At 72.1% G+C, this 26,610-nt stretch carries 22 protein-coding genes and 1 pseudogene; 13 read left to right on the top strand and 10 right to left on the bottom strand.

What is annotated here, in order from left to right:
- Window positions 1-903: a UTP--glucose-1-phosphate uridylyltransferase GalU gene (gene galU, locus ACFYQQ_RS22240; RefSeq protein ID WP_355782465.1), complete on the bottom strand. Its 903-nt coding sequence runs from the start codon at window positions 901-903 to the stop codon at window positions 1-3.
- Window positions 904-1,036: 133 nt separating this feature from the next.
- On the opposite strand from galU, the gene ACFYQQ_RS22245 reads away from it, so the two are divergent.
- The gene (locus ACFYQQ_RS22245) at window positions 1,037-1,612 is read left to right on the top strand and encodes a 5-formyltetrahydrofolate cyclo-ligase (RefSeq protein ID WP_355782468.1); all 576 of its coding nucleotides are present in this window, start codon (window positions 1,037-1,039) and stop codon (window positions 1,610-1,612) included.
- Between the two features lie 87 nt (window positions 1,613-1,699).
- Here ACFYQQ_RS22245 and ACFYQQ_RS22250 read toward each other — a convergent pair whose 3' ends face one another.
- Window positions 1,700-4,471: a penicillin acylase family protein gene (locus tag ACFYQQ_RS22250; protein WP_355782471.1), complete on the bottom strand. Its 2,772-nt coding sequence runs from the start codon at window positions 4,469-4,471 to the stop codon at window positions 1,700-1,702.
- A gap of 202 nt (window positions 4,472-4,673) precedes the next feature.
- Here ACFYQQ_RS22250 and ACFYQQ_RS22255 point away from each other — a divergent pair, with 202 nt between their 5' ends.
- From ACFYQQ_RS22255 to ACFYQQ_RS22280, 6 genes are all read left to right on the top strand, one after another.
- Window positions 4,674-6,233, top strand: coding sequence for a potassium/proton antiporter (locus ACFYQQ_RS22255; protein ID WP_355782472.1), 1,560 nt, complete (start codon window positions 4,674-4,676; stop codon window positions 6,231-6,233).
- Window positions 6,234-6,536: 303 nt separating this feature from the next.
- A complete protein-coding gene (locus ACFYQQ_RS22260; RefSeq protein WP_355782475.1) occupies window positions 6,537-7,805 on the top strand; it encodes an MFS transporter in 1,269 nt (422 codons plus the stop codon).
- A 68-nt stretch (window positions 7,806-7,873) separates the two neighbouring features.
- Window positions 7,874-8,209, top strand: a complete 336-nt coding sequence (locus tag ACFYQQ_RS22265) for an FmdB family zinc ribbon protein (RefSeq protein WP_356163931.1) — start codon at window positions 7,874-7,876, stop codon at window positions 8,207-8,209.
- A gap of 73 nt (window positions 8,210-8,282) precedes the next feature.
- On the top strand, window positions 8,283-9,179 hold the full coding sequence (locus tag ACFYQQ_RS22270; protein WP_356163930.1) for an S-methyl-5'-thioadenosine phosphorylase: 897 nt from the start codon (window positions 8,283-8,285) through the stop codon (window positions 9,177-9,179).
- A 228-nt stretch (window positions 9,180-9,407) separates the two neighbouring features.
- Window positions 9,408-9,953, top strand: coding sequence for a hypothetical protein (locus ACFYQQ_RS22275; RefSeq protein WP_388905003.1), 546 nt, complete (start codon window positions 9,408-9,410; stop codon window positions 9,951-9,953).
- 294 nt (window positions 9,954-10,247) lie between these two features.
- Window positions 10,248-10,721, top strand: coding sequence for an MscL family protein (locus tag ACFYQQ_RS22280; RefSeq protein WP_356163928.1), 474 nt, complete (start codon window positions 10,248-10,250; stop codon window positions 10,719-10,721).
- Window positions 10,722-10,833: 112 nt separating this feature from the next.
- On the opposite strand, the gene ACFYQQ_RS22285 is transcribed toward ACFYQQ_RS22280, so the two are convergent.
- Window positions 10,834-11,016, bottom strand: coding sequence for a hypothetical protein (locus ACFYQQ_RS22285; RefSeq protein ID WP_355785104.1), 183 nt, complete (start codon window positions 11,014-11,016; stop codon window positions 10,834-10,836).
- A gap of 205 nt (window positions 11,017-11,221) precedes the next feature.
- Between ACFYQQ_RS22285 and ACFYQQ_RS22290 the strand changes: the two genes are divergently transcribed.
- From ACFYQQ_RS22290 to ACFYQQ_RS22305, 4 genes are all read left to right on the top strand, one after another.
- Window positions 11,222-12,487 carry a low temperature requirement protein A gene (locus ACFYQQ_RS22290; RefSeq protein WP_355785101.1) on the top strand — a complete coding sequence of 422 codons (1,266 nt, stop codon included), beginning with the start codon at window positions 11,222-11,224 and terminating at the stop codon, window positions 12,485-12,487.
- Window positions 12,488-12,530: 43 nt separating this feature from the next.
- Window positions 12,531-13,559, top strand: a complete 1,029-nt coding sequence (locus ACFYQQ_RS22295; RefSeq protein WP_388905004.1) for a P1 family peptidase — start codon at window positions 12,531-12,533, stop codon at window positions 13,557-13,559.
- Between the two features lie 165 nt (window positions 13,560-13,724).
- Entirely contained in the window at window positions 13,725-14,942 is a 1,218-nt protein-coding gene (locus tag ACFYQQ_RS22300) for an Ig-like domain-containing protein (protein WP_355789409.1), read from the top strand.
- A 157-nt stretch (window positions 14,943-15,099) separates the two neighbouring features.
- Window positions 15,100-15,852, top strand: coding sequence for a DUF6227 family protein (locus ACFYQQ_RS22305; protein WP_355789406.1), 753 nt, complete (start codon window positions 15,100-15,102; stop codon window positions 15,850-15,852).
- A 124-nt stretch (window positions 15,853-15,976) separates the two neighbouring features.
- Here the strand turns inward: ACFYQQ_RS22305 and ACFYQQ_RS22310 are convergent, their stop codons facing one another.
- The 5 genes from ACFYQQ_RS22310 to ACFYQQ_RS22330 form a co-directional block, all read right to left on the bottom strand.
- Window positions 15,977-16,231 carry a hypothetical protein gene (locus ACFYQQ_RS22310; protein ID WP_355789403.1) on the bottom strand — a complete coding sequence of 85 codons (255 nt, stop codon included), beginning with the start codon at window positions 16,229-16,231 and terminating at the stop codon, window positions 15,977-15,979.
- Window positions 16,232-16,350: 119 nt separating this feature from the next.
- Window positions 16,351-18,561, bottom strand: a complete 2,211-nt coding sequence (locus ACFYQQ_RS22315) for a fructose-specific PTS transporter subunit EIIC (RefSeq protein ID WP_388905005.1) — start codon at window positions 18,559-18,561, stop codon at window positions 16,351-16,353.
- A 160-nt stretch (window positions 18,562-18,721) separates the two neighbouring features.
- Window positions 18,722-19,675 (bottom strand): 1-phosphofructokinase, encoded by a 954-nt coding sequence (pfkB, locus tag ACFYQQ_RS22320; RefSeq protein ID WP_356163922.1) that lies wholly within the window; start codon window positions 19,673-19,675, stop codon window positions 18,722-18,724.
- An 11-nt stretch (window positions 19,676-19,686) separates the two neighbouring features.
- Window positions 19,687-20,448, bottom strand: coding sequence for a DeoR/GlpR family DNA-binding transcription regulator (locus tag ACFYQQ_RS22325; RefSeq protein WP_356163921.1), 762 nt, complete (start codon window positions 20,446-20,448; stop codon window positions 19,687-19,689).
- A 281-nt stretch (window positions 20,449-20,729) separates the two neighbouring features.
- The gene (locus ACFYQQ_RS22330) at window positions 20,730-22,268 is read right to left on the bottom strand and encodes an MFS transporter (protein WP_355790708.1); all 1,539 of its coding nucleotides are present in this window, start codon (window positions 22,266-22,268) and stop codon (window positions 20,730-20,732) included.
- An 87-nt stretch (window positions 22,269-22,355) separates the two neighbouring features.
- Between ACFYQQ_RS22330 and ACFYQQ_RS22335 the strand changes: the two genes are divergently transcribed.
- Entirely contained in the window at window positions 22,356-23,348 is a 993-nt protein-coding gene (locus ACFYQQ_RS22335; protein WP_355790711.1) for a YafY family protein, read from the top strand.
- A gap of 524 nt (window positions 23,349-23,872) precedes the next feature.
- Here ACFYQQ_RS22335 and ACFYQQ_RS22340 read toward each other — a convergent pair.
- Both ACFYQQ_RS22340 and ACFYQQ_RS22345 read right to left on the bottom strand, forming a co-directional pair.
- A pseudogene (locus tag ACFYQQ_RS22340) lies at window positions 23,873-24,268 on the bottom strand (TetR family transcriptional regulator); the annotation flags it as partial.
- A 553-nt stretch (window positions 24,269-24,821) separates the two neighbouring features.
- Window positions 24,822-25,820 (bottom strand): sigma-70 family RNA polymerase sigma factor, encoded by a 999-nt coding sequence (locus tag ACFYQQ_RS22345; protein WP_355794124.1) that lies wholly within the window; start codon window positions 25,818-25,820, stop codon window positions 24,822-24,824.
- A 169-nt stretch (window positions 25,821-25,989) separates the two neighbouring features.
- Here ACFYQQ_RS22345 and ACFYQQ_RS22350 point away from each other — a divergent pair, with 169 nt between their 5' ends.
- A complete protein-coding gene (locus ACFYQQ_RS22350; protein WP_355794123.1) occupies window positions 25,990-26,508 on the top strand; it encodes an N-acetyltransferase family protein in 519 nt (172 codons plus the stop codon).
- Window positions 26,509-26,610 lie beyond the last annotated feature (102 nt).

The following is a 26,610-nucleotide window of genomic DNA, read 5'->3' on the forward strand; positions in this document are numbered from 1 at the left end:
CTACATCTCCTCGGCTACGTAACTGCGAAGCCAGGCCCGGAAGTCCGGTCCCAGGTCTTCACGTTCGCACGCGAGTCTGACAATGGCACGCAGATAGTCGCCGCGGTCGCCGGTGTCATAGCGGCGGCCCTTGAAGACCACGCCGTGCACCGGTCCGCCGACCTTCTCGTCCGTGGCCAGCTGCTGGAGGGCGTCGGTGAGCTGGATCTCGCCGCCGCGGCCCGGCTCGGTCGTGCGCAGTATGCCGAAGATGCCCGGGTCGAGGACGTAGCGGCCGATGACGGCGTAGTTGCTGGGGGCGTCCGCGGCGTCGGGCTTCTCGACCAGGCCCGTCACCTTGACGAGGTCGCCCTCGCCGGTGGGCTCGACGGCGGCGCAGCCGTAGAGGTGGATCTGCTCGGGCGCGACCTCCATCAGCGCGATGACGCTGCCGCCGTGCTGTTCCTGGACCTCGACCATGCGCGCGAGGAGCGGATCGCGCGGGTCGATCAGGTCGTCGCCGAGCAGGACGGCGAAGGGTTCGTTGCCCACGTGCGGGGCGGCGCACAGGACGGCGTGGCCGAGTCCCTTGGGGTCGCCCTGGCGCACGTAGTGCATCGTCGCGAGGTCGCTGGACTCCTGGACCTTGGCGAGGCGCCCCGCGTCGCCCTTCTTCTGGAGGGCCGACTCCAGCTCGTAGTTGCGGTCGAAGTGGTCCTCCAGGGGACGCTTGTTGCGGCCCGTGATCATGAGGACGTCGTGCAGCCCCGCCGACACGGCCTCTTCGACCACGTACTGGATCGCGGGCTTGTCGACGACCGGCAGCATCTCTTTGGGAGTGGCCTTGGTGGCCGGCAGGAACCGGGTGCCGAGGCCCGCTGCGGGGATGACAGCCTTGGTGATCCTGGAGTGCGACTCAGTCATGCCCGCAACCATATCCGGTGGCTATGTGCGGATTCTGTGGCTCCGGTTAATTCGTTCTCATATGAGCACATTACGAAGGGTACGGGAGCAACCTGTGAGCCGTCCGGGACACGAAGCCGAGCCTGCCAAACGAATGTTGCGGCGAGAGCTCCTCTCGGTGAGGAGCCGGTTGACGGCGGATGACGTGCGGGAAACCGGGCGCGCCCTCGCGGCACGCGCCCTGGAGCTGCCCGAACTGGCGCACGCGGGCACGGTGGCGGCGTACGTGTCCATGGGGAGTGAGCCGGGCACCCTCGCGCTCCTCGACGCGCTCCGCGCGCGCCGGGTGCGGGTGCTCCTGCCGGTCCTGCTGCCCGACAACGACCTCGACTGGGGCGAGTACGCGGGAGAGTCGTCGCTCCGGCGCGTGCAACACGGCGGGCGGATGGCCCTGTTGGAACCGGCGGGCGAGCGGCTCGGGCCGCCGGCCGTCACGGAGGCGGACGCGGTCCTGCTGCCCGGCCTGGCGGTCGACGGACGCGGGATGCGCCTGGGCCGCGGCGGCGGCTCCTACGACCGCGTGCTGGCCCGGCTGGAGCGCGCGGGGGCGGATCCGGCGCTGGTGGTGCTGCTGTACGACACCGAGGTCGTCGAGCGGGTCCCCGAGGAGCCCCACGACCGGCCGGTGCACGCGGCGGTCACCCCGTCGGCCGTACGGCGCTTCCGCTGACCTGCTCCCCGGGGGATCACCCGGGGACACGGGAACGGCCCTCCACGCACGCGTGGAGGGCCGTTCCCGTGTGTCCGCCGGAGGGCGTCAGGGCTTCAGCAGCAGCGTGTCGCTCGTGCTCTTGCCTACCGACTTGTCCGAGAAGGACCAGGACAGCAGCTCGCCCTTGGCCCACTTGTCCGTCTGGTCGGTGTAGTGGGCGCTGTAGGCGTGCCCCGAGGCGCCGGACAGGTTGATCCACTTGGACTTGTCGAGGTCCCCGAGGTTGACCACCATGCGCATCGACGGGACCCAGACGACTCCGTAGCCGCCCGCCGCGTTCCAGCCGGTCGCGTTGACCGTCGCCTCGCCGCCGCTGAGCTTCCACGGGCCGCGGTTGAGCAGGTACTGCACGACGCGCGGGCCCTCGGTGCCGAGGGTCTGGTTCTTCAGGAACAGGCGGTGCAGCCGTCCCCAGCTCCAGGTGTCGATGTCCTTGCCGAGCTTGGCGGTCAGCTCCCAGCGGGCGTCCTTCATGGCGCGGGCGAACAGCGCGTCACGGGTGCCGGTCGCCTTGTCCAGACGCGTCTTGGGCGAGGCCCACCAGAAGTTGTCCTCGTCGTCGACGATCGAGCGGACCACCTCGAACCAGCGGTCGCCGCCGTCCGGCTGCGCCTGGTCCGCGTCGCGCTGGCCGCACTCGCGCACCGTCTCGTCCTCGTCCGCCGGCCCGGTCGTGTCGACCCGGTCGACGTACAGGCACTGGCCCTTGACTCGCAGCTCCTTGGGCAGCTTGTTGCCGAAGGCGAGCTTGAGGATGTTGCGCCAGGTGGCGTTGAAGTACGCGGCCGCCGCCGAATCGGCGTCCTGGGTGTAGTCCCAGCCCTCCAGGAGCTTCTGGGCCTGGCGCACGTCCTTGTCGGCGATGTCGATCTTGAGCAGCTTGGGCACCAGCAGCTTGGCGATCTCACTGCTGTTGTCGAGCTGCATCTGCCGCATGTCGTCGGTCGAGATCTTGCCGCCGCCCTTGATCTTCGACTCGATCAGGTCGGTGATGCGCTGGCTGCGCGAGCCGTAGCCCCAGTCCGTGGTGAGCGTGTAGGGGTACTTGTCCTCGTTCACGACGGCTTGGTTCGCCGTCACGATGTATCCGCGCTCGGGGTTGTACTCGAACGGCAGCTCGGACTGGTCGATGTAGCCCGTCCACCGGTACTTGGCCTCCCAGCCCGGCGAGGGCAGCGAACCGTCGCCCGAGCCCCTCGTGGGGATTCTGCCGGGCAGCTGGTAGCCGATGTTGCCCTCGGTGTCGGCGTAGACCAGGTTCTGCGAGGGCACGTCGAAGGACCGAGACGCCTTGCGGAAGTCGTTCCAGTCGGCGGCCCTGTCCATCTCGAAGACGGCGTCCATGGAGTTGCCCGGCTCCAGCGCGGTCCAGCGCAGCGCGATGCCGTAGCCGTCGCCCCGGTCGGGCGCCGCGCTGTCGACGGTGGCCCTCTTGCCGACCTTGACGAGCTCGTCGTCCCGGTCGGACAGCAGCGGGCCGTTGTTGGTCTCCCGGACCACGATCGTCTTGGCCCGGCCGCCCGCGACCTGGATCTTCTCCCTGCGCGTCTCGAAGGGCAGCACCTTGTCGCCGTACTGGTAGCCGTCCCCGGTGAGCTTCTCCAGGTAGAGGTCGGTGACGTCCACCCCCGAGTTCGTCATGCCCCAGGCGATGTCCTGGTTGTGGCCGATCACGACGCCGGGCATCCCCGCGAAGGTGTAGCCGGCGACGTCGTAGCGGCACTTGTCGCCGACGCTGCGGCAGTGCAGGCCCATCTGGTACCAGACCGAGGGCAACGACGCCGACAGGTGCGGGTCGTTGGCGAGCAGCGGCTTGCCGGTGATGGTGTGGTCCCCGGCGACGACCCACGAGTTGGAGCCGATGCCGTTGCCGTTCACGCCGACGGCCGCGGGGACGTCCTCCAGCTCGTCGTAGAGCCCCGACAACTGGCTCTGCAGGCCCTCGGGGGCCGCGGTGTTCCCGGCCAGCCCGGTGCCGGCGGCGGAGCCCGCCGTGCCGGTACCGGTACCCGTGCCCGCGGCCGTGCTCCCCTGGACGTAGGTCTTGGTGACCTCGTCGTACTGCCCCTCCTGCACGATCGCCTTGTTCCGGCTGTACGGGTAGTCGGGGTACAGGTCGGCGATCTGCTTCGGCCCGAGGCGGCTGGTCATCAGAGAGCGGTCGATCTCGTCCTGCATGTTGCCGCGCAGGTCCCAGGCCATCGCCTTGAGCCAGGCCACCGAGTCGACCGGGGTCCACTCCTGCGGCTTGTAGTCGTTGGCGAAGCCGAGGGCCGCGTACTCCAGCGACAGGTCCGCGCCGTCCTTGCCCTTCAGGTACGCGTTGACCCCCTTGGCGTAGGCCTGGAGGTACTTCTTCGTGGAGGGCGACAGCTTGGTGTCGTACTCCTTCTTCGCCACCCGGTCCCAGCCGAGGGTGCGCAGGAACTCGTCGTTCTCGACCTGTCCCTTGCCGAACATCTCGGACAGGCGCCCCGAGGTCATGTGCCGGCGCACGTCCATCTCGTAGAACCGGTCCTGCGCCTGGACGTAGCCCTGCGCCATGAACAGGTCCTCGTCCGAGGAGGCGTAGACCTGCGGGATGCCGTAGCCGTCCCGCTTCACGTCCACGGGGCCTGACAGCCCGTCGAGTTCGATCGAACCCTTGGTCTGCGGGAAGGAGGCCCGGACGGTGCTGATGCTCCAGTACGCGCCGTAGGCGACGCCTCCGACGATGGCCAGAACCAGAACGATCACGAGCAGACGGGCTCTGCGCCCCTTCTTCCTGCCGGACTTGCCGGGCTTTTGGCCGGAAGAGGCGGTGGTGTTGGGGGGCATCGCTGTCCTTGCTGTCCTAACGCGAGCGGCAGGGCGGGCTGTGCTTTTGACTGAGCGCAGGAGCAACCATAGGCGCAGGGCCCACCGCGCCTTGACGCGGAGTCGGGAACCCGAGAGCACGGGCGTTCGATCTTGCCCCAGGAGTGTCAAGAAAAAGTCAAGACTTAGGTAAGGTAATGAAGTACTTGGGTCCGTAGTACGTGTGCCCGCGCCGACCCGCGCGGGCCAGAGAAGGGAACGGCCGCTGACTGTCCACCACCTCAACCAGCTCCTGCTCGTCTGCTCGCTCGTTCTGCTCATCGCGGTGGCAGCGGTCCGCATCTCGTCGCGCAGCGGGCTCCCCAGCCTGCTCGTCTACCTCGGCATCGGCGTCGCCATGGGCCAGGACGGCATCGGCGACATCCACTTCAACAACGCCGAGATGACCCAGGTCATCGGGTACGCGGCCCTCGTCGTGATCCTGGCCGAGGGCGGCCTCGGCACGAAGTGGAAGGAGATCAAACCGGTCCTCCCGGCCGCCTCCGCCCTGGCTCTCGGCGGCGTCGCGGTGAGCGTGGGAGTGACGGCCTCGGCCGCCCACTACCTGATCGGGCTGGAGTGGCGGCAGGCGCTCATCATCGGGGCGGTGGTGTCCTCGACGGACGCGGCGGCGGTCTTCTCGGTCCTGCGGAAAATACCCCTCCCCGCGCGCGTGACGGGCGTCCTGGAGGCCGAGTCCGGGTTCAACGACGCTCCGGTGGTCATCCTGGTCGTCGCGTTCTCCACGGCCGGCCCGGTGGAGCACTGGTACGCGCTCCTCGGCGAGATAGCGCTCGAACTGGCCATCGGCGCCGCCGTCGGCCTCGCGGTCGGCTGGCTCGGCGCCTGGGGGCTGCGGCACGTGGCCCTGCCCGCCTCCGGCCTCTACCCGATCGCCGTCATGGCGATCGCGGTCACGGCGTACGCGGCCGGCGCGCTCGCGCACGGCAGCGGGTTCCTCGCCGTCTACCTCGCGTCGATGCTGCTCGGCAACGCCAAGCTGCCGCACTGGCCCGCCACGCGCGGCTTCGCCGAGGGGCTCGGCTGGCTCGCCCAGATCGGCATGTTCGTGCTGCTCGGACTGCTGGTCACCCCGCACGAGATGGGCGACGACATCTGGCCCGCGCTCGTCATAGGGCTGGTGCTCACGGCGGTGGCCCGCCCGCTGAGCGTCTTCGCCAGCCTCCTGCCGTTCCGCATGCCGTGGCAGGAGCAGACGCTGATCGCCTGGGCCGGCCTGCGGGGCGCCGTGCCCATCATCCTGGCGACCATCCCGATGGTGAGCGGCATCCCGGAGAGCCGCCGGATCTTCAACATCGTCTTCGTACTGGTCGTCGTCTACACCCTCATCCAGGGACCCACCCTGCCCTGGCTGGCCCGGAAGCTGAACCTGGGAGCGCCCACCGAGGCCGCCGACCTCGGGATCGAGTCGGCGCCCCTGGAGCGCCTGCGCGGGCACCTGCTGTCCGTGGCCATCCCGCCGCGGTCCCGGATGCACGGCGTGGAGATCAACGAGCTCAGGCTGCCCCCGGGCGCCGCCGTCACCCTGGTGGTGCGCGAGGGCACCTCCTTCGTGCCGCTGCCCACGACGACGCTGCGGTACGGCGACGAGCTGCTCGTGGTGGCCACCGACCCGGTCCGCGACGCGGCCGAGAAGCGGCTGCGCGCGGTCGCGCAGGGCGGCAAGCTGGCCGGCTGGCTCGGCACCCGGGCCGAGGGGACGGAACACCGGGCCGGTCACTAGGCACCCGCGCGCGTGACGGCCGCACCGGTACTTACCGGGACATACGCCTCATCGCGCATTCACAGGCCGCAGTCTCCATGGTGCTCGCTTTCACAGGCGCCACAGGCCCGCACCCCTGTACGATGAAGGCACAGCTTTGATCGAACCAACTCTGCCTGACGCAGAGCTGGCGCGACCGTATGGCGGCCGTGACGTCCCCCTCCGGGGCTCCGGTATCTACCGCAGTTCCGCGCAAGAGGACAGCTCTCGGCGCCGTCGCCCACCAGGGGGGCCGCGCTACCAGGCGGCAGAAAGGCACGGGCCGTGGCATCCACGGTCACCTCCCGCCCGGGATACGGACAGCTGCTGCGCACCCGCGGCGCCTGGACGTTCCTGCTCCCCGGCTTCGCCGCGCGACAGCCGTTCGCCATGCTCACGATCTCCATCGTGCTCCTCGTCCAGCACACCACCGGCTCCTACGGGGCGGCGGGCGCCGTGGCGGCGGCCACCGGCGTCTCCATGGCGCTCTTCGCCCCCTACAGCGGGCGGCTCGCCGACCGCCACGGCCAGCGCGCGGTGCTGCTGCCCGGCGTCCTCGTGCACACCCTGGCGGGCCTGTCCCTCACGCTGCTGGCGCTGACCGGCGCCCCGCTGTGGGCGCTCTTCCTGGCGGCCGTCCCGACCGGCGCCTCGGTGCCCCAGGTCGGCCCCATGGTGCGGGCCCGCTGGGGCGTGAAGCTCCAGGACTCCCCCCTGATGACGACCGCTGCGGCCTTCGAGTCCGTCACGGACGAGCTGACCTTCGTACTGGGCCCGCTGCTCGCCACCGCCCTGTGCACCGCCGTGGACCCGGCGGCGGGCCTGCTGACCGAGGCCGCGCTGACCCTGGTCGGCGGACTGCTGTTCGCGGCACAGAAGAGCACCCAGCCCGCCGTGGCCGCGGTCGAGCCGGGGCACACGCGCGTGAAGCCCGCCTCAGCGCTCGGCATCCCCGGTGTACGCGTCCTGATCGTCGCCTTCCTCGGCATCGGATCGGTCTTCGGCGGTATGCAGGTCGCCCTCGCCGCGTTCAGCGAGTCGATCGGCGAGCCCGGCCTGAACGGCGTCCTGTACGGCGTCTTCGCCGCGGGCAACATGCTCTCCGGCGTCGTCTGCGGCGCCGTCGCCTGGAAGGTGGCCCCCCAGCGCCGCCTGGTCGTCGGCTACGCGGCGCTCGCGTTCACCGCGTCGGGCCTGTGGGCCGCCGAGTCCGTGGTCGTCCTCGCCGGGCTCGGCCTGTTGGTCGGCATGTGCATCGCGCCCGCCCTGATCACCGGCTACACGCTGGTCGAGGGACTGGTGCCGGCCGGCGCCCGCACCGAGGCGTTCACCTGGCTGACCGGCGCGGTGGCCCTCGGCCAGGCGGCGGCCGTCACGTTCGCCGGGCAGCTGGAGGACCGCCTCTGGGACGGCGCCGGTTTCCTGGTGCCGATGGCCGGAACCGTACTGGCCCTGGTGACCCTGGTGGCCCTGCGTTCACGCCTGTCCCGGAGCCCCCGGAGCCGCACCGTCGCACGTGGCGTCGGTCACCGCACGCCTGTGGCGGTGGACTGATCCCGAGGAATACGTCACTATGGACCGTCGTTAGCACTCACTGAGTGAGAGTGCCAGGAGGAAGACAAGTGCCGACCTACCAGTACCAGTGCACCGAGTGCGGCGAGGGCCTCGAGGCGGTGCAGAAGTTCACGGACGACGCCCTGACCGTGTGCCCCAACTGCGATGGCCGCCTGAAGAAGGTGTTCTCCGCGGTCGGCATTGTCTTCAAGGGCTCCGGGTTCTACCGCAATGACAGCCGCGGTTCCTCGTCGAGCAGCAGCCCGGCCTCGTCCTCGAAGTCGTCGAGCTCGTCGTCGGACGCGAAGTCGACGTCCTCGTCGGACTCGAAGCCGTCGTCCGGCTCGTCGTCGAGCAGCTCTTCGTCGAGCGGCTCCTCGTCGGCCGGCAGCACCGCCGCGTAAGCCTTTCTTACGAGACCCTGTCGTCCTGGACGGCGGGGTCTTCGGCGTGTCCGGCCCCGGTTAGGGTGCCGTCATGGCGAACACGGAGAACGCACAGGACCCGGCGGGCGCGGGGCGCCCCGCACAGGCACAGCCGCCGGTCACGGCCGAGATCGGCGTCATCGGCGGCTCGGGCTTCTACTCGTTCCTCGACGACGTGACCGAGATACGGGTCGACACCCCGTACGGGCCGCCCAGCGACTCCCTCTTCCTCGGCGAGATCGCCGGCCGCCGGGTCGCCTTCCTGCCCCGTCACGGCCGCGGCCACCATCTGCCGCCGCACCGCATCAACTACCGGGCCAACCTGTGGGCCCTGCGCTCCGTGGGCGTGCGCCAGGTGCTCGGCCCCTGCGCGGTCGGCGGGCTGCGCCCCGAGTACGGCCCGGGGACCCTGCTCGTGCCGGACCAGATGGTCGACCGCACGAAGGCCCGGACGCAGACGTACTTCGACGGGCTGCCGCTGCCCGGCGGCGAGGTGCCGAACGTCGTGCACGTGTCGCTGGCCGACCCGTACTGCCCCGTCGGACGCCGCGCCGCGCTGGCCGCCGCCCGCGGGCGCGACTGGGAACCGGTCGACGGGGGCACCCTCGTGGTCGTCGAGGGGCCGCGGTTCTCCACCCGGGCCGAGTCCCTGTGGCACCAGGCGCAGGGCTGGTCGGTGGTCGGCATGACCGGGCACCCCGAGGCCGCGCTGGCCCGCGAACTGGAGCTCTGCTACACCTCGATGACCCTGGTCACCGATCTGGACGCGGGCGCCGAGACCGGCGAGGGCGTCTCGCACGAGGACGTGCTGAAGGTGTTCGCGGCGAACGTGGACCGGCTGCGGGGCGTGCTCTTCGACGCGGTCGCGGGACTCCCGTCGAACGAGACACGGGACTGCCTGTGCACGACGGCCCTGGGCGGGATGGACCCGGGGTTCGAGCTTCCCTGAGGGGGATGGGGCCTGGGCTTCAGCTTGCCTGAGGGGGGATGGGGCCGGGATTCCAGCTGGTCTGCGCCCGGTGGCGGCGCCTGACGGTGCGAGCTGGGCGGCGGAACTGCTCGTTCGGGTGAGGGAGTTGTCCACAATCCGCCGGCCGTCCACGGGCTCCGGCGGGCCGGGCGGCGAGGCCTCATCGTGGGATCGCAAGCCGATCTCTCGTCGCAGGTGGTGGCAGTCATGGCACAGCTCTCCCCGCTCGTCTCCCCCGTCACGGGCCCCGTGGGCACGGACGCCCCTCCTCCGTGCGAGGTGCCGCACTTCGCCCCCGTGCGGGTGCGGGGCGCCCGCTGCCGGCTCCAGCGCCTGCTGCGGTACCGGAGGCGGGCGATGGCCACGGGCCTCGCGGTCACGGCGGCCGCGCTCGTGGCGGCCGGACCCCGGGACGCCGAGCGGGCCCGGGACCGTCCGACGGCGGCTCCCCCACGGGCTCCGGCCTCCGCTCCCGCACGCGAGCGCCCCGCGCCCGAGAGCGTCACGGCGCCCGTGCGCATCGCCGACGGAGCCACGGTCGGGCTGCTGCGCCCGGGCGACCGCGTGGACGTCGTCGCGGCGGACGGCTCCGGCCGGGCCCGCGTGGTGGCGGCCGGCGCGCGTGTCACCGAGGTGCCGGACATCGGCGCCACCGAGGCGGGGGCACTGGTCGTGCTGTCGGTCCCGCGGGCCACGGCGACCCGGCTGGCCGGCGCCGGCACCACGGCCCGCCTGGCGGTGACGCTGTGCTGACCGGGGCCGGCGTCCTGGCCGACGTCGCCGTCCCGTCCGGCGGGGAGACGAGCACGGTCGCGGAGCCAGTGAGCGGGAGGGAGGAGTTGCCCGGGAGCGGGTCACCGTCCGGGAAGCCGTTGCCACCCAGAAGGCAGTCGCCGCCCGGGAAGCAGTCGTCGCCCGGGAGGCAGTCGCCGGCCGGCGAAATGGTGTCAAGTCGCACGATCGAGCGGCCCAATTGGACAGTCCCGGGACACCCTGACGTAGGTTGCGGAACTGTTTGTTCCACAACTTGTGCAGAGGGGCCTCTCGGTGAGCGAGAAGAAGAAGCCGGGCGTTCTGGAGGGCTTCAAGGCCTTTCTGATGCGTGGGAACGTCATCGACCTGGCCGTCGCCGTGGTCATCGGCGCCGCCTTCACCAACGTCGTCAACTCCGTGGTGAAGGGCATCATCAACCCGCTGGTGGGAGCCTTCGGCACCAAGGACCTCGACAAGTACCACTCCTGCCTGAAGTCGCCCTGCGCGATGGCGAAGGACGGCACGGTCACGGGCATCCCCATCATGTGGGGCACGGTGCTCAGCGCGACGCTCAGCTTCGTGATCACCGGAGCCGTCGTCTACTTCCTGATGGTCCTCCCGATGTCCAAGTACCTGGCCCGCCAGGAAGCCCGCCGGAAGGCGAGGGAGGACACGCACGAGATCATCGAGGTGACGGAGCTGGAGGTGCTCAAGGACATCCGCGACGCCTTGGTGGCCCAGCGCGGCTCCGGCCACGACCGGGACTGACACCGGACGCGGAATCGGCACCGGCAGCGGCACCGGGACCGGCGAAGGCAGCGGCACGGGCACCGGCACCGGCACCGGACGCGAGCACAGACGCAGTCCGGCGGGCGGCGGCTCAGATGTGGTGCGGCGGCTTCTCGTCGAGGAAGCGCCGCAGGTCCGCCGCGCTGTCACCGTCACCGCCGGGCCGCTCGCCCCACCCGCGGTCGGTGTCGTCCGAGGACTGCTCGCTCAGCGGGTCGTCGAAGACCAGCGCGGCCTTGGGGTCGCGCGGCTCGGGTGCGGGGGCGGTACTCATGCCTCCAGGGTACGTGCCGGGGCCGAGGGGGCATGCGGGCCGCAGCTCGCCGGAGCCGACGGAGCGTGGTCACGGCCTGCCGCGACCGGAGGAGCGTGCCCGGCGCCGCCCTGGGCCCGGAAGCAGGCAGTCACACGGTGGCGGACGGCCTTCATGTGAACGTCTTCACAAGACTTTCCGCCGTATCTCTGCTGTGCTTGGCCCCATGACCACCAGTTCCGCCGGTTCCCCCGGTTCCGCCTCCGCCCCCGACGACCGGGCGGCGCGACCGGCCGACCGAAGCCCGCTGCGCAGGATGACCGCCCGGGGCCGTGACGAGGCGCACCGGGTCGCGACGCCCCTGGAGCTCTTCTTCGACCTCTGTTTCGTCGTGGCCGTCGCGCAGGCCGGCGCGCAGTTGGTGCACGCGGTCGCCGAGGGGCACGCGGGCGAGGGCATCCTGAACTACGCGATGATCTTCTTCGCGATCTGGTGGGCCTGGATGAACTTCTCCTGGTTCGCCTCGGCCTACGACAACGACGACGTCCTCTACCGGGTCGTCACGCTGATCCAGATCGCCGGCGCCCTGGTGCTCGCGGCGGGGGTGTCGCAGGCGTTCACCGACCACGACTTCCTGCTCGTCTGGCTGGGCTACGCGATCATCCGGTGCGCGATGATCACCCAGTGGCTGCGGGCGGCGCGGGGCTGCGAGGGCCGTGAGAGAACCACCGCGCTGCGGTACGCCGGCGGTGTGCTGCTCTGCCAGATCGGCTGGCTCGGGCTGCTGTCGCTGCCGGAGCCCGCCCGGCCCTGGCTGTTCCTGGTGATGGCGATCGCCGAGATGGCCGTCCCCCTGTACGCGGAGAAGGACACCGCCACGCCCTGGCACCCGCGTCACATCTCCGAGCGGTACGGCCTGTTCACCATCATCGTGCTGGGCGAGACGATCGCCGCGGCCACGGTCGCCGTGAAGTCCGCCGTCGACGAGCACGAGGCGCTGGGCGAGCTGCTGCCCATCGCGGTGGGCGGGCTGCTGGTGGTGTTCGCCGCCTGGTGGATCTACTTCGCGGTGCCGATCCACGGCCATCTGCGGACGAGCGTGCAGGCGTTCGTGTGGGGGTACGGCCACTACCTGATCCTCGCCTCCGCGGCCGCGATCGGCGCGGGGGTCGAGGTGGCCGTCGAGCAGGCGGTCGGCCAGGCGCACATCTCGACGCTGGCCGGGTCCGCCGCCGTGACGCTGCCGACGGCGCTGTTCTTCCTGACCGTGTGGGCGCTGCACGCCCGGTACTTCAAGGTGGGCGTGGCCCAGCAGCTCGTCCTGCCGACGTCCGCGCTCCTCATCATCCTGAGCACCTTCCTCGGCGACTGGGCGGTGCTCGCGGCGGGGATCGTGGGCGCGGCGACGGTGGCGGCCGGGGTGGCGCTGACGGCACGGACGGCGAGACGGGAAGAGGCGGGACGCAAGGAGGAGGCGGCCGCGCCGCGGTAGCGGGGACCCGGTGCCGGAGGAGCGGCGAAGGAACACTGGGGGTATGACACTTGACGCTCTGACGGATGTGGCGGGACTGCTGGTGGGCCATGCGACGCTCACCGGCGAGGGCCGGCTCACCGGTACCACCGTGGTGCTGGCTCCCCCGGGCGGCGCGGTCGCGGCCGTGGACGTGCGCGGCGGTGGTCCCGGTACCAAGGAGACCGACGCGCTGGACCCCCGGAACCTGGTCCAGAAGGTCGAGGCGATCGTGCTGACCGGCGGCAGCGCCTACGGGCTGGACTCCGCGTCGGGGGTGATGGCCTGGCTGGAGGAACGAGGTCGCGGGGTGCGGGTCGGTCCCGACGTTGCGCACGTGGTGCCGGTCGTGCCGGCCGCCTGCGTCTTCGACCTCGGCCGCGGGGGCGACTTCCGGGCCCGGCCCGACGCGGCCACCGGACGGGCCGCGGTCGAGGCCGCCGAGGCGAGCGGCCCGGGTGCCCCGGTGCGGCAGGGCTGCGTCGGCGCCGGTACGGGGGCGGCCGTCGGTCCGCTCAAGGGCGGGGTGGGGACGGCGAGCGTGCTGCTCGACTCGGGGATCACCGTGGCCGCGCTGGTGGTGGCGAACGCGGCCGGTTCCGCGGTGGAGCCGGGGTCGGGGGCGCTGTACGGGGAGTTGCTGACGGGCACCGCGTCGTACCCGCCCGCCGAGGTGCACGAGGCGGCGGGGCGGCGGCTCGCCGAGGCCGCCGCGCGGAACGCCCCTCCCCCGCTGAACACGACGCTGGCCGTCGTCGCCACCGACGCCGACCTCACCCGGGCGCAGGCGCAGAAGCTGGCGGGTACGGCGCACGACGGCATCGCGCGGGCGGTCAGGCCGGTCCATCTGCTCAACGACGGGGACACGGTCTTCGCGCTCGCCACGGGTGACCGGCCGCTCGCCGCGGACCAGCCCCTCGCGCTCAACGAGGTGCTCGCGGCCGGCGCGGACGTGGTGACGCGGGCGATCGTCCGGGCGGTGCGGGCGGCCGGGCCGGTGGAGGGGCCGGGCGGGACGTGGCCGTCGTACGAGGAGCTGTACGGGGCCCGGTAGCGGGCGGGTGCCGGGGACGTAAGGGCGTTGGGTGGGGCGGGGATTGTCGCGGTTCTGTCACGCGATGGCGTCCGTCGGCTACGGAAGGAACCCTTCCAGGCGCGTGGCGCTCTTTCTCCACGCAACGGAGCGGATCACCCACACCACACGAACCTGGAGCAGCCCGTGACAACGCCGGACATATCAATGCGGCGCGCAGTGGGGGCCTGTGCCGCCCTGATGGTCGGCGCCCTCACCCTCACCGCCTGCGGCGGCGACGCCAGCGCGGACAACAAGGACGGGAAGAACGGAGGTTCGTCCAGGACGTCGGCGGCGAGGATCGTCATCTCCGCCGAGGACGGCTCGAAGAACGCGTCCATCAACGCGACCGGCGTCAAGGTCAGCGGGGGCAGGCTGACCGACGTGAAGATGACGGTCTCGGGGACCGGGGCCGCCGTGCCCGGTGCGCTCTCCGGCGACGGGAAGGCGTGGAAGCCCAAGGAGCAGTTGGAGCGCGGGACGAAGTACCGGATCTCGGCGAAGGCCGAGGACGGCGACGGGCGCAAGGTCGCCGCCGACTCCGCCTTCAGCACGGTCTCCACGGCCAACAGCTTCATCGGCACGTACACACCCGACGGCGGCGCCACGGTCGGGGCGGGCATGCCGGTCTCCTTCACCTTCGACAAGGCGATCAGCGCGAAGAAGAAGGTGCAGTCGCACATCACCGTGCGCTCCAGCAGTGGGCAGAAGGTCGTGGGTCACTGGTTCGGGGCGCAGCGGCTGGACTTCAGGCCCGAGCAGTACTGGAAGGCCGGCTCCAAGGTCACCGTGAGGATCGGCCTGGACGGCGTGGAGGGCGCGAACGGCCTCTACGGCGTGCAGGACAAGACCGTCACCTTCACCGTGGGCCGCTCGCAGGTGTCCACGGTGGACGTGGCGACGCAGACGATGACGGTGGTACGGGACGGGAAGACCGTCAAGACCATCCCGATCTCGTCGGGCAGCGCCGAGAACACCACGTACAACGGCCAGATGGTCATCTCCGAGAAGTTCCGGCAGACCCGGATGAACGGCGCGACGGTCGGCCACGGCGGCGAGTACGACATCGCGGACGTGCCGAACGCGATGCGGCTGACGACGTCGGGGACCTTCATCCACGGCAACTACTGGTACAACCGCGGGAATCCGCCGTTCGGCCGGGAGGGCACCAGCCACGGGTGCGTGGGTCTCGCCGACGAGCGGGGCGCGCAGAGCGCCACGGCCGCCAAGTGGTTCTTCGACAACTCGCTCGTCGGGGACGTCGTGACGGTCAAGAACTCCCCCGACAAGCCGGTCGCACCGGACAACGGGCTCAACGGCTGGAACATGCCGTGGAGCGAGTGGACCGCCGAAAGTGCCGTCTGACAAGGGCTTTTCGAGGGTCGCAGGGGCCGCGCGGGAACACTCCGCGCGGCCCGCGCGTTTTCCCTCCGCACGTTTTCTCGGTTCGCGGACATGATGTCCGACCGAGGGGCTACGGTATGCACCCACAAGGTGACATGCAGCAACGCCGGGAGAAGCCTTGAGCGTTCCGTACGAGACAGCAGCGTACGAGCCACCCGAGTCGCCCGAGTCTCCTGAGGAGCATCTCGCGCGACTTCTCGGCCGTGCCCTGAACTCCTTCGAGCTGCCGGACGAGACCATACGGCTGCTCGACTGCGCGCTGGCGCACGACAGTTCGCTGCACTCCGCGCACCACAGCGCGGGGCTGCACCGTGAGACGTACCGGCACACCTGGCTGCTCGCCGACGGCTCGGCGGTCACGCTGTGGGAGCTCGTCCACAACACCGCGCGGGGCGCCGAGGCGCAGCACGAGGTGTACGTGGACGAGGAGGAACTGCGGGCGGCGACGGGCCGCTTACCCCTGCCCTCGGACACACCGGACTTCGAGCTGCCCGTGACGGTGCAGCTGCCCCCCATCCCCGAGCCCCGGCACACGTACGTCCCGGACGACTCGGCGGACCACGCCCGCCGGCTGCTGCGCCGCGCGGAGAACGCGGACCGGCCCGACGCCGGCCTGACCGCCCTGCTGCTGCGCGAGGCGTGCGCCCACCAGATCACCCAGGCCTTCGGCCGTCCCGGCCGCGCGGGCCAGACGTCCCGCCTCAGCTTCTCGCTCTACGAGCACGCCTTCCTGCTGCGCGACGGACGCGAGATCTCCCTGTGGGAGGTCGAGCACACCGCGACCCCGGACCGCCGGCACATGTGCGAGGTGTACGCGACGGAGAGCGCGGCCCGCGAGGCGATGGAGCGCCGGGCCGCACGCCTCGGCTGATCCGGCACCCTCTCGCACCACGCCGACCGGGACACCTCCGCGCCCGCACTCCCACCCACGCCCGCAAGGGCACACCGGCGATCCCCGGACTCGCCGCGGCCGTGGCCCTCCCGTCAGGGCCGCTTCAGGAGCGGTTGTCGCTGAACTGCCGTACCAGGCCCGCGAACGCCGCGCGTTCCTGCGGGGTCAGCTCCACGCACTCCGCGCCCGGGCCGGTCCGCCGCTGGCCGGGCACGGCCCGCAATGTGCCGACGGGGCGCCGCGCGGCCGTGGACCGGCTCCGGCGCAGCAGCCGTACCAGGCCGACGACCCAGACGGCGGTCGCCAGGGCGAGGACGCTCGCGCCCGCCAGCTGAAGGTTCGACACATGCTCAGGCATGCGTTCCAGTAGACACCACGGTCCGGGCCTTTGGCCCCGGACCGTGACGCATCTCGCAGATGCGGTGAACGACTCAACGCCGCCCTAAAGGGGCATGTGCGCGGCCCCTGATCGGCTGCTCAGGCCGCGACCGGCTCCTTGGTGCCGCCGCCGGCCGGTGCCGGAACGTCGGGCACCGTCCCCGTGCCCTCCGGTGCCGGCCTGCGCATGCCCTTGAGGACGATCACCACGGCGGCGGTGACGCAGACGCCCGCTGCGATGGCCAGGAGGTACAGGAACGGGCTGCCGATCAGCGGGACCACGAAGATGCCGCCGTGCGGGGCGCGCAGGGTGGCGCCGAAGGTCATCGACAGGGCGCCGGTGACCGCGCCGCCCGCCATCGACGCCGGGATGACCCGCAGCGGGTCACCCGCGGCGAAGGGGATCGCGCCCTCCGAGATGAAGGAGGCGCCGAGCACCCAGGCGGCCTTGCCGTTCTCGCGCTCGGTCGGCGTGAACAGCCTGCCGCGCACGGTCGTCGCCAGGGCCATCGCGAGCGGCGGGACCATGCCGGCCGCCATCACCGCGGCCATGATCTTCATCGCGGAGTCGCTGGGGCTCGCGACCGCGATGCCGGCGGTGGCGAAGGTGTAGGCGACCTTGTTGACCGGGCCGCCCAGGTCGAAGCACATCATCAGGCCGAGGAGGGCGCCGAGCAGGACGGCGTTGGTGCCGGTGAGGCCGTTCAGCCAGTCGGTCATGCCCTTCTGCGCGGAGGCGATGGGCTTGCCGATCACCACGAACATCAGGAACCCGACGATCGCCGCGGAGATGAGCGGGATCACCACCACCGGCATGATGCCGCGCAGCGCCGCCGGGATCGGCACCCGCTGGATGCCGAGCACCACGCCACCGGCGATGAGACCGGCGGCCAGGCCACCGAGGAAGCCCGCGTTGATCGTCAGGGAGATCGCGCCGCCGACGAAGCCCGGGACGAGCCCTGGCCGGTCCGCCATGCCGTACGCGATGTAGCCGGCCAGGACCGGGACGAGGAAGCCGAAGGCCACGCCGCCGATCTGGAAGAACAGCGCGCCCCAGCTGTCCGCCTGCATCCACATGAAGTGGTCCATGACGGAGGGCGCCTTGTTGACCTGGTAGCCGCCGATCGCGAAGCCGAGGGCGATCAGCAGGCCGCCCGCGGCGACGAACGGCACCATGTAACTCACGCCGCTCATCAGCCACTTGCGCAGCTTGGTGCCGTAGCCCTCACCGGACTCACCGGTGCGCTCCACCGGACTGCCGGGCGCGGAGCCGGCGGTGACCTCGCCGCGTTCGGCCTTGCCGCGGACCTCGGAGATCAGCTCGGCGGCCCGGCTGATGCCTGCCTTCACGCCGACGTCGACGGTCGGCTTCCCGGCGAAGCGGTCCTTGTCGCGTACGGGCACGTCGTGGGCGAAGATCACGCCGTCCGCCGCCGCGACGACCGCCGGGTCGAGCCGGGTGAAGCCGGCCGAGCCCTGGGTCTCGACGACGATCTCGACGTCGCCGGCCGCGCGGCCCGCGTTCTCCAGCGACTCGGCCGCCATGTAGGTGTGCGCGATGCCGGTGGGGCAGGAGGTGACGGCCACGATCCGGAACGGCCGCGCGCCCCCGGCCGCGGCGGTGTCCGCGCCGCCCGTGTCGCCGGGTGCCGGGGTCGTGTCCGCGCCGCCCGTTTCGCCTGGTGCCGGGGGCGTGTCCACGCCACCGGTCTCCCCCGGTGCCGGAGTCCCGTCCTGGCCGGTCCGGTCCGGGGCGGGGGCAGAGGGGACCGCGGCGGCGTCGGCGGAGGCCGCCGCGTTCGACGCCGCCGCGGAGTCGTCGGGTGCGCTCGCGCCGGAGCCGGCCGGGGCCGCGGCGGGCGCCGGGGGCCGGTCGCCACGGACGAGCGCGGCGGCGGTCGCCGCGTCGTCCGCGGCCCGCAGCGCGGAGGTGAACTCGGCGTTCATCAGCTGCCGGGCGAGCGAGGACAGGATCGTGAGGTGGGCGTCGTCCGCGCCGGCCGGGGCGGCGATCAGGAAGATCAGGTCGGCGGGACCGTCCGGCGCGCCGAAGTCGATGCCGGTGCCGCTGCGCCCGAAGGCCAGCGTCGGCTCGGTGACATGGGCGCTGCGGCAGTGCGGGATGCCGATGCCGCCGTCGAGGCCGGTCGGCATCTGCGCCTCGCGGGCCGCCACGTCGGCGAGGAAACCGTCGAGGTCGGTGACCCGGCCCAGGGCTGCCATCCGCTCGGCGAGGGCGCGTGCCGCCGCTTCTTTGGTGTCGGCGGACAGGTCGAGGTCGACCAGGTCCGCGGTGATCATCTCGCTCATCGCGGGCTCCTTCGCACGCGTATGGCCCGCGGGGACCGCCGGGCGGGGGTGGGGGCGGGGGTGCCGCTCGCACGGAGCGCGGGCCGCGCCGGGGTGGCCGCGGCGGGGAAGGGGAGGCCCCGCCACGTCGGTGCCTGTCCTGAGGGGGTGGCCGCGGGCGTCATGACACCGGCTCCGTGAGGGCGCGGTCCACGGGGACCTCCGTCGTGACGGTCACGGCGGCGGGGTCGAGGTCGGCGGGGGCCGGCATCACGCTGCCGGGCAGCCGGACGGCGGCGGCGCCGTGGGCGACGGCGGAGGCGAGGGCCTCGGGACCGGCGCCGCCGGCGATCAGGAAGCCGGCCAGCGAGGAGTCGCCGGCGCCCACGTTGCTGCGTACGGCGTCGACGCGGGCGCTGCCGAACCAGGCGCCCGACACGTCCACCAGCAGTTGTCCGTCGGCGCCGAGGCTGGCCAGTACGGTGCGGGCGCCCAGTCCGCGCAGCTCCTCGGCGGCCTTGACCGCGTCGCCGACGGTGGCGAGGGGGCGTCCGACGGCCTCCGCGAGTTCCGCGGCGTTCGGCTTCACGACGTCGGGGCGTTCACGCAGGGCCGCGAGCAGCGCCGGTCCCGAGGTGTCCAGGGCGATCCGGGCGCCGGCCGCGTGCGCGCGGGCGACGAGGTCGGCGTACCAGGACGGGGAGAGTCCGCGTGGCAGGCTGCCGCAGCAGGCGATCCAGTCCGTCTCGCCGGGGCGGTACTGCCGCCGTACGGTCTCCAGCAGCGACTCGGCCTCGGCGGGCGTGAGTTCGGGTCCCGGTGCGTTGATCTTCGTCAGGGTGCCGTCCGGTTCGGCGACCGAGATGTTGGAGCGGGTCGCGCCGGCCACGGGGACGGGGGCGGCCTCGATGCCCTGGGCGTCGAGGAGTCCGGCGACGAGGGCGCCGGGCGCTCCGCCCAGCGGCAGGACGGCGACGGTGCGCCGCCCGGCCGCGGCGACCGCCCGCGACACGTTGACCCCCTTGCCGCCCGGGTCCACCCGCTCGCCGGTGGCCCGGACGACCTCGCCGCGACCGAGCGAGGGGACCTCGTACGTGCGGTCGAGGGAGGGGTTGGGGGTGACGGTGAGGATCATGCGGACTCTTTCTAGACGCACTGCACTTCGGTGCCGCCGCGCTCGATGGCGACGACGTCCTCCGGGCCCAGCCCGCTGTCGGTGATCAGCAGGTCCACGTCGGCGAGGTCGCCGAAACGGGCGAAGTGCTCCTGACCGTGCTTGGAGGAGTCGGCGAGCAGCACCACGCGGCGGGCGGCGCGGACGGCGGCGCGCTTCACGGCCGCCTCGGCGAGGTCCGGAGTGGTGAGCCCGTGCTCGACGGAGAAGCCGTTGGCCGCGATGAAGACGACGTCCGCGCGGATCTCGCCGTAGGCCCGCAGCGCCCAGGCGTCGACGGCGGCCCGCGTACGGTGCCGGACGCGGCCTCCGACGAGGTGGAGCTGGATGCCGGGGTGGTCCGCGAGCCGCGCCGCGATCGGCAGGCTGTGGGTGACGGCGGTGAGCGTCGACTCCAGCGGCAGGCTGCCCGCGAGCCGGGCCACCGTGCTGCCCGCGTCGAGGATCATCGTGCCCTCGGCGGGCAGTTCGGCCAGGGCGGTGCGGGCGATGCGGTCCTTCTCGTCGGCCGCCGTGGACTCGCGTTCGGCGAGGTCGGGCTCGAAGTCGAGCCGGCCCGCCGGGATCGCCCCGCCGTGCACCCGGCGCAGGAGTCCCGCGCGGTCGAGGGCCTTCAGGTCCCGGCGGATGGTCTCCGCGGTGACCTGGAACTCGTCGGCCAGCGACAGGACGTCGACCCGGCCGCCGTCACGCGCGAGCCGGAGGATCTCCTGCTGCCGTTCCGGTGCGTACATGTCCGTTCGCCTCCGCCTGATGCCCGAACTTGTTGTTCTCTTGGGAGGCTACGACTCGATTACCCGAAAGTAAACAGGTTCGGGCTCGATTCGGGCATGAACGGACTTGGTCGGTGGGCGACGGGCGCGAGGCTCCAAGGAACCGGACCCGGCACATTCGGGCGCCGCGCGGGGCCACTCGAAGGGGGCGGCACGCTCGTAACGGCGCGGGGCCACGCGAAGGGGCCCGGCACCTGAGGTGCCGGGCCCCGCCTTCCGTTCAGCCCTTGATCAGCCGCCGCTCACGGGACGAGCACGGGCGCCTTCTCCGTGCCCGGTGTGCCGGCCGTGCCGGCGGTCCCGATCTCGTCGGCCGCCCCCTCCACATGCTGCGCGGGCCGCTTCGGCAGCGCGAACATCAGCAGGAAGATGACGCCCATCACCACGGCCACCCAGCCCAGCGCGTGCTGGAAGCCGTTCACGTAGGCCGGCCCGTTTCCGGCGACAGCCAGCCGGTCGCTCATGGTGCCGAAGAAGACCACGGACACCAGACCCAGACCGAGCGCGTTGCCCATCTGCTGCACGGTGTTGATCAGACCCGACGCCGAACCGGAGTGCTCACGCGGGACCTCCGACAGCACCGCGTCGGTCAGCGGCGCCACGATGAACCCCATCCCGGCGCCCATCACCACCAGCGGAAGCGCCATCTGCCAGGAGGCGATGGAGGCGCCGTAGCGGTCGGACTCCCAGATGTAGAGCAGCACGCCGAGCGCCATGATCAGCGCGCCCGCCTGGAGCACCTTGCGCCCGAAGCGCGGCACCAGGAGCTGCACCGACATCCCGGCCGCGGCCGACACCGCGATGGAGAACGGCACCCCGGTCAGACCCGCCCGCAGCGCGCTCCAGCCCAGCCCGACCTGCATGTAGAGCGTCCACACCAGGAAGAAGATGCCGAGGCCGACCCCGAAGACCGTCTGCACGGCGATGCCCGCCGCGAAGCTCTTCACCCGGAACAGCGACAGCTCGACCAGCGGCGAACCGTCCCGCTGCCCCTTGCGCCTCTCGTACGCCACCAGCGCCGCGAAGACGACGACCGAACCCGCCATCGAGGCGTACCCCCACAGCGGCCAGCCCAGCTCACGGCCGCGGGTCAGCGGGTAGAGGAGCATCAGCAGACCAAGCGTCACCAGCGCGACGCCCACCAGGTCGAGCTTGAGCGCCCGCGGCGCCTTGGACTCCGTGATGAACTTGCGGCCCAGGATCAGTCCGGCCACGCCCACCGGCAGGTTGATGAGGAAGATCGGCCGCCACTCCAGCCCGAACAGGTTCCACTCGGTGAGCAGGGCGCCGAGCAGCGGACCGGACACCGCGCCGAGGCCCACGATCGCGCCGAACAGTCCGAACACCTTGCCTCGCTCGTGCGCCGGGAAGGTCGCGTGCACGATCGACAGCACCTGCGGCACCATCAGCGCGGCCATCGCCCCTTGCAGGATCCGCGAGGCGACCAGCATCTCCGGGTTGGCGGCGAAGCCGCACAGCGCCGACGCCAGCGTGAAACCGCCGATGCCGATCAGGAAGAGGCGCTTGCGGCCGTGGATGTCGCCGAGCCGCCCGCCGGTGATCAGTCCCGCGGCGAACGCCAGCGCGTAGCCCGCGGTGATCCACTGGATCTGACTGAACGTCGCGCCCGCGTCCCGCTGTATGGAGGGGATCGCGATGTTCACGATCGTGACGTCGACCAGGTCCATGAAGGCGGCGGTCATCACGATGGCGAGCGCGAACCAGCGCCGCCGGTCGGCCGCGGGAGCCGTACTGCTGGGAGGGGTCTTGGTGGAGGTCATAGGGACAAGCTAGGGGCCCATTAGGTCAGATCGTGTCCTAGATCTGCGGCAGTCTGGAGACCCACCGGCCAGGACCGAGGAGACACCATGACGACCGACACCCCGGCGCGCCTGCTCCAGCTCCTCTCACTCCTGCAGACCCCGCGTGAATGGCCCGGCGGCGAGCTGTCCGACCGGCTCGGGGTGTCCCGCCGTACCGTCCGCCGGGACATCGACCGGCTGCGCGAGCTCGGCTATCCGGTGCAGGCGACCAAGGGCGCGGAGGGCGGGTACCGGCTGGTCGCGGGCAAGGCGATGCCGCCGCTCGTGCTCGACGACGAGGAGGCCGTGGCCATCGCGGTGGGCCTGCGGGCCGGGGCCGGGCACGCCGTCGAGGGCCTGGACGAGGCCTCCGTACGCGCGCTCGCCAAGCTGGAGCAGGTGCTGCCGTCGCGGCTGCGGCACCGCGTGTCCACGCTCCAAGCGGCCACCACGCCGCTGACCAGCGGGGACGGCGCCAGTATCGCGCCGGAGACGCTGACCGTGATGGCCTCGACGGTGGCCGGCCGCGAGCGGCTGAGGTTCGCCTACCGTTCCGGGGACGGGACGCCCTCACGGCGCCTGACCGAGCCGTACCGGCTGGTGTCGACCGGCCGCCGCTGGTACCTCGTCGCCTACGACCTCGACCGCGAGGACTGGCGCACCTTCCGCGTCGACCGGGTCGCCGAACCGTTCGCCACGGGGACGCGGTTCACTCCGCGGGAACTGCCGACGGGCAGTGCGGCGGAGTATCTGCGGCAGTCCATGTTCCGGCGGCAGGAGACGTACGCCTTCGACGTCACCTTCGCGGCGCCGGTCGAGTTCGTCGCGGCCCGTCTCCCGGCCTGGCTGGGCGCGCCCGAGCCGCTCGACGACCGCAGCTGCCGACTGCGTGCCTCGGCGGGCGACTCGGTGGAGTGGCTGGCGGTGCGGCTCGCGATGGTCGACTGCGAGTTCACCGTGCGGGAACCGGCGGAACTGATCGGCTACCTGCGGGATCTGGGCGCCCGCCTGACCCGGGCGGCGGGAGGCCCTCAGGACGAGGGCCTCACCTCCCCCTGACGAGGTGCCGGTCCTCAGACCCGTACGGCACTCCAGGGGAAGTCGTCCAGGGTCGCGAGGTTGCGCAGGGCGAGCGCGGGCGGTCCCGTCGGTCCGTCCGGGGGCTCCTCCCCGGCGGCCCACGCCTCGACGGCCACCCGCACGGCGGCACTGGCGACGGCGGCGGCGAGCCGCAGGTCGGCGGGCATTCCGTGGGCGGCCCCCGGAGGCGGAGGGCCACCGGTGACGGCGGGTTCTCCGGCACCAGGCGTCGCGGGGGACGCGGTGACGTCGGGCACTGCGGCGCCGGACGTCGCGGGAGACGCGGTCACGCCGGATTCTTCGGCGCCGAGCCTCGCGGGAGACGCGGTCACGCCGGATTCTTCGGCGCCGAGCCTCGCGGGAGACGCGGTCACGCCGGAGTCTTCGGCGCCGGGCGCCACGGGGGCGCCGGTGAGGGCGGCTTCCTCGGCGCTCGGAGCGGCGGCCGACCCACTGGCGGCGGACTCCCCGGCGTCGGCGGGCGCCGATGTCCCAGGCGGCGCGAGGCGTGCCGCCAGTACGTCCGCGAGGGTGCGTTCCGCGGTCTGGCAGGCCTCGCCCCAGACCCTGCGCAGGGCGGGGCTGCCGTCGGCCAGCCGCAGCAGCGTGCGCACCCACTCCAGCGACTCGGCCCTGACCCCGACGCCGGGAGTCAGGGTGCCGGCGACCGCGTGGCGCAGCGCCTCGGGGACGTCCAGCTCGGCAGGGGCGTCCCGGACTGCCTCCGCCCACTTCTGCGCGCCCGCGGCGAAGAGCGGGCCGAGGGCCTCCTCCTTGGTCGCGAAGTACCGGTAGAACGTGCGCGGCGCGACCCCCGCCGCGCGCGCGATGTCCTCGGCCCGGGTGGCCCGCAGACCGTGTGTCACGAAGAGCCCGGCCGCCGCCCGCGCGATGTCCATCCGGGTAGCCGCTTTCCGCCGCTCGGTGAGCGAGGGCCCCGCCCCGGCGGTGACCTGCGCGGCGCGCTGCCCGGGGTCCCGAGGGGTGCGCCCGGCGGCGGCGCGGGAGCCCCCGTCGGCGGGGACGGGGAGGGCGCCGAGGCGAGAGGTACCGGACACGGCAGGCAGGTTATGCCTCTGTGGCACAATCTGCCATTCCGGGTCACCCCGGGGTTCAGGTTCGGGGTGACCCGGACACGCGCCCGTCCGGGCGGGCCAGGCGCAGGTCGTGGGCACATGCCGGCCGGCGCCGCCCGCAGGGCGCGCACAAAAGAGCCGAGCCCCGGCGCCAGGGGGGGAGGCGCCGGGGCTCGGCCCGGGTGAGTCCCGGCGCCGGGGGGGAGTGCGTCGGGACTCGGCTTGTGGGTGGCGGACGAGCCGCACCGCGGCTCGGGCCCGGGGGACCAGGGCCGCACGACCCGGGCCCGATGTCCGGGCCCTGAGGTCTTGTGCCCCGAGTCCGCCCTTTTGAAGCGGCCTTACCTGGCCATGTACGCCGGACGGACGCGCTTCGTCACGCGGCCGCGTCGAAACCGGTGTCGCGAGCCAGCTTCTTCAGCTCCATCAGAGCGTGCTTCTCGATCTGCCGGATCCGCTCCCGGGTCAGTCCGTGCTCCTTGCCGACCTCTGTCAGCGTGCGCTCCCGGCCGTCCTCGATGCCGTAGCGCATCTTGATGATGGAGGCTGTGCGCTGGTCGAGACGACCTATCAGGTCGTCCAGCTCCTCGCTGCGCAGCAGGGTGAGGACCGACTGCTCCGGCGAGACCGCCGAGGTGTCCTCCAGCAGGTCGCCGAACTGGGTCTCGCCCGCGTCGTCCACCGCCATGTTCAGCGAGACCGGGTCGCGTGCCCAGTCCAGCACGTCGATGACGCGCTCCGGGTTCGAGCCGAGCTCGGCGGCGATCTCTGTGGGCTCCGGGTCGCGGCCGTGCTCGCGGTTGAACTCGCGCTGCACGCGGCGGATGCGGCCCAGCTCCTCGACCAGGTGGACGGGGAGGCGGATCGTGCGCGACTGGTCCGCGATGGAGCGCGTGATCGCCTGGCGGATCCACCAGGTGGCGTACGTCGAGAACTTGAAGCCCTTGCGGTAGTCGAACTTCTCGACGGCGCGGACCAGGCCCGCGTTGCCCTCCTGGATCAGGTCGAGCAGGGGGAGGCCACTGCGCGGATAGCGGCGGGCCACGGCGACGACCAGCCGGAGATTCGAGCGGATGAAGATGTCCTTGGCCCGCTCGGCGGCGGCGACGAGCGCCTCCAGCTCCTCACGGGTCGCGTCCGCCTTGGCGTCGTCGACCTCTCCCTCGAGGATCTGGTGCGCGAACACGCCCGCTTCGATGGTCTGGGACAGCTCGACTTCCTTGGCGGCGTCGAGCAGCGGTGTGCGCGCGATCTCGTCGAGATACATGCCGACCAGGTCGCGATCGGCGATCTCGCCGCCTCCGGCGCGAACACTGCTTGCCGCGTCGGTCTCGCCGGCGGCGGACTTACGACGGGCGACGGCACGGGTTGCCATGCGTGCTCCCTTGCGGTGGTGGGCTGGCGGTCGTCCTGGACACTCGATTCACCCTCCCGGGTGCCCTGCATCCGAAGGAAACAACGACTGGAATCCGGACAGAATTCCCAAGCCGACCCCTTCTTTTTGTGATCATGCAGTACCCTGTGCCGCCACATGGGGAGGGCGGATGGGTCCGGAGTTCACAGAGGTGCAGGTCAGAACAGGAGTCGAGGCCGACCTCGGCGCTCTCACCGACCTCTACAACCACTACGTGCGCGAGACCCCGATCACGTTCGACACCGTCCCCTTCACCCCGGAGGAGCGCCGCCCGTGGCTGCTCTCCCACCCGGAAGACGGCCCGCACCGCCTGATGGTTGCCACGGCGGGCGGCTCACAGCGGATTCTGGGGTACGCCACATCCGGTCCCTTCCGCGCCAAGCCCGCGTACGCCACGTCGGTGGAGGTGACGGTCTACGTCGCCCCCGGCGCCGGTGGCCGCGGGATCGGCACTCTGCTGTACAACGCCCTCTTCGAGTCCCTCGCCGGCGAGGATCTACACCGGGCGTACGCCGGGATCGCGCAGCCGAACGAGGCGTCCGCGCGGCTGCACGAACGCTTCGGGTTCCGGCACGTGGGCACGTACCGCGAGGTCGGCCGCAAGTTCGGCCGCTACTGGGACGTGGCCTGGTACGAGAAGGAGCTGTGATTCCGTGCCGTCGCGGGGGCCGGCCGGGTCCGCCGGAAAGCGGTGACCGGACGCCCGTCGCAGTCACGGGCCGGGTCCACCGGGGAGCGGTGACGGCTCGGT

This window comes from Streptomyces sp. NPDC005496 (assembly GCF_042872045.1).
Taxonomy (GTDB): domain Bacteria; phylum Actinomycetota; class Actinomycetes; order Streptomycetales; family Streptomycetaceae; genus Streptomyces.

Coding starts and splice junctions, on each gene's coding strand:
- ACFYQQ_RS22285 (WP_355785104.1), bottom strand. CDS start 11,016: ATGAGTACCGCCCCCGCACCCGAGCCGCGCGACCCCAAGGCCGCGCTG.
- ACFYQQ_RS22275 (WP_388905003.1), top strand. CDS start 9,408: ATGGCACAGCTCTCCCCGCTCGTCTCCCCCGTCACGGGCCCCGTGGGC.
- ACFYQQ_RS22325 (WP_356163921.1), bottom strand. CDS start 20,448: ATGTACGCACCGGAACGGCAGCAGGAGATCCTCCGGCTCGCGCGTGAC.
- ACFYQQ_RS22310 (WP_355789403.1), bottom strand. CDS start 16,231: ATGCCTGAGCATGTGTCGAACCTTCAGCTGGCGGGCGCGAGCGTCCTC.
- ACFYQQ_RS22245 (WP_355782468.1), top strand. CDS start 1,037: ATGTTGCGGCGAGAGCTCCTCTCGGTGAGGAGCCGGTTGACGGCGGAT.
- ACFYQQ_RS22295 (WP_388905004.1), top strand. CDS start 12,531: ATGACACTTGACGCTCTGACGGATGTGGCGGGACTGCTGGTGGGCCAT.
- ACFYQQ_RS22350 (WP_355794123.1), top strand. CDS start 25,990: ATGGGTCCGGAGTTCACAGAGGTGCAGGTCAGAACAGGAGTCGAGGCC.
- ACFYQQ_RS22250 (WP_355782471.1), bottom strand. CDS start 4,471: ATGCCCCCCAACACCACCGCCTCTTCCGGCCAAAAGCCCGGCAAGTCC.
- ACFYQQ_RS22290 (WP_355785101.1), top strand. CDS start 11,222: ATGACCACCAGTTCCGCCGGTTCCCCCGGTTCCGCCTCCGCCCCCGAC.
- galU (WP_355782465.1), bottom strand. CDS start 903: ATGACTGAGTCGCACTCCAGGATCACCAAGGCTGTCATCCCCGCAGCG.
- ACFYQQ_RS22330 (WP_355790708.1), bottom strand. CDS start 22,268: ATGACCTCCACCAAGACCCCTCCCAGCAGTACGGCTCCCGCGGCCGAC.
- ACFYQQ_RS22315 (WP_388905005.1), bottom strand. CDS start 18,561: ATGAGCGAGATGATCACCGCGGACCTGGTCGACCTCGACCTGTCCGCC.
- ACFYQQ_RS22335 (WP_355790711.1), top strand. CDS start 22,356: ATGACGACCGACACCCCGGCGCGCCTGCTCCAGCTCCTCTCACTCCTG.
- ACFYQQ_RS22345 (WP_355794124.1), bottom strand. CDS start 25,820: ATGGCAACCCGTGCCGTCGCCCGTCGTAAGTCCGCCGCCGGCGAGACC.
- ACFYQQ_RS22270 (WP_356163930.1), top strand. CDS start 8,283: ATGGCGAACACGGAGAACGCACAGGACCCGGCGGGCGCGGGGCGCCCC.
- pfkB (WP_356163922.1), bottom strand. CDS start 19,675: ATGATCCTCACCGTCACCCCCAACCCCTCCCTCGACCGCACGTACGAG.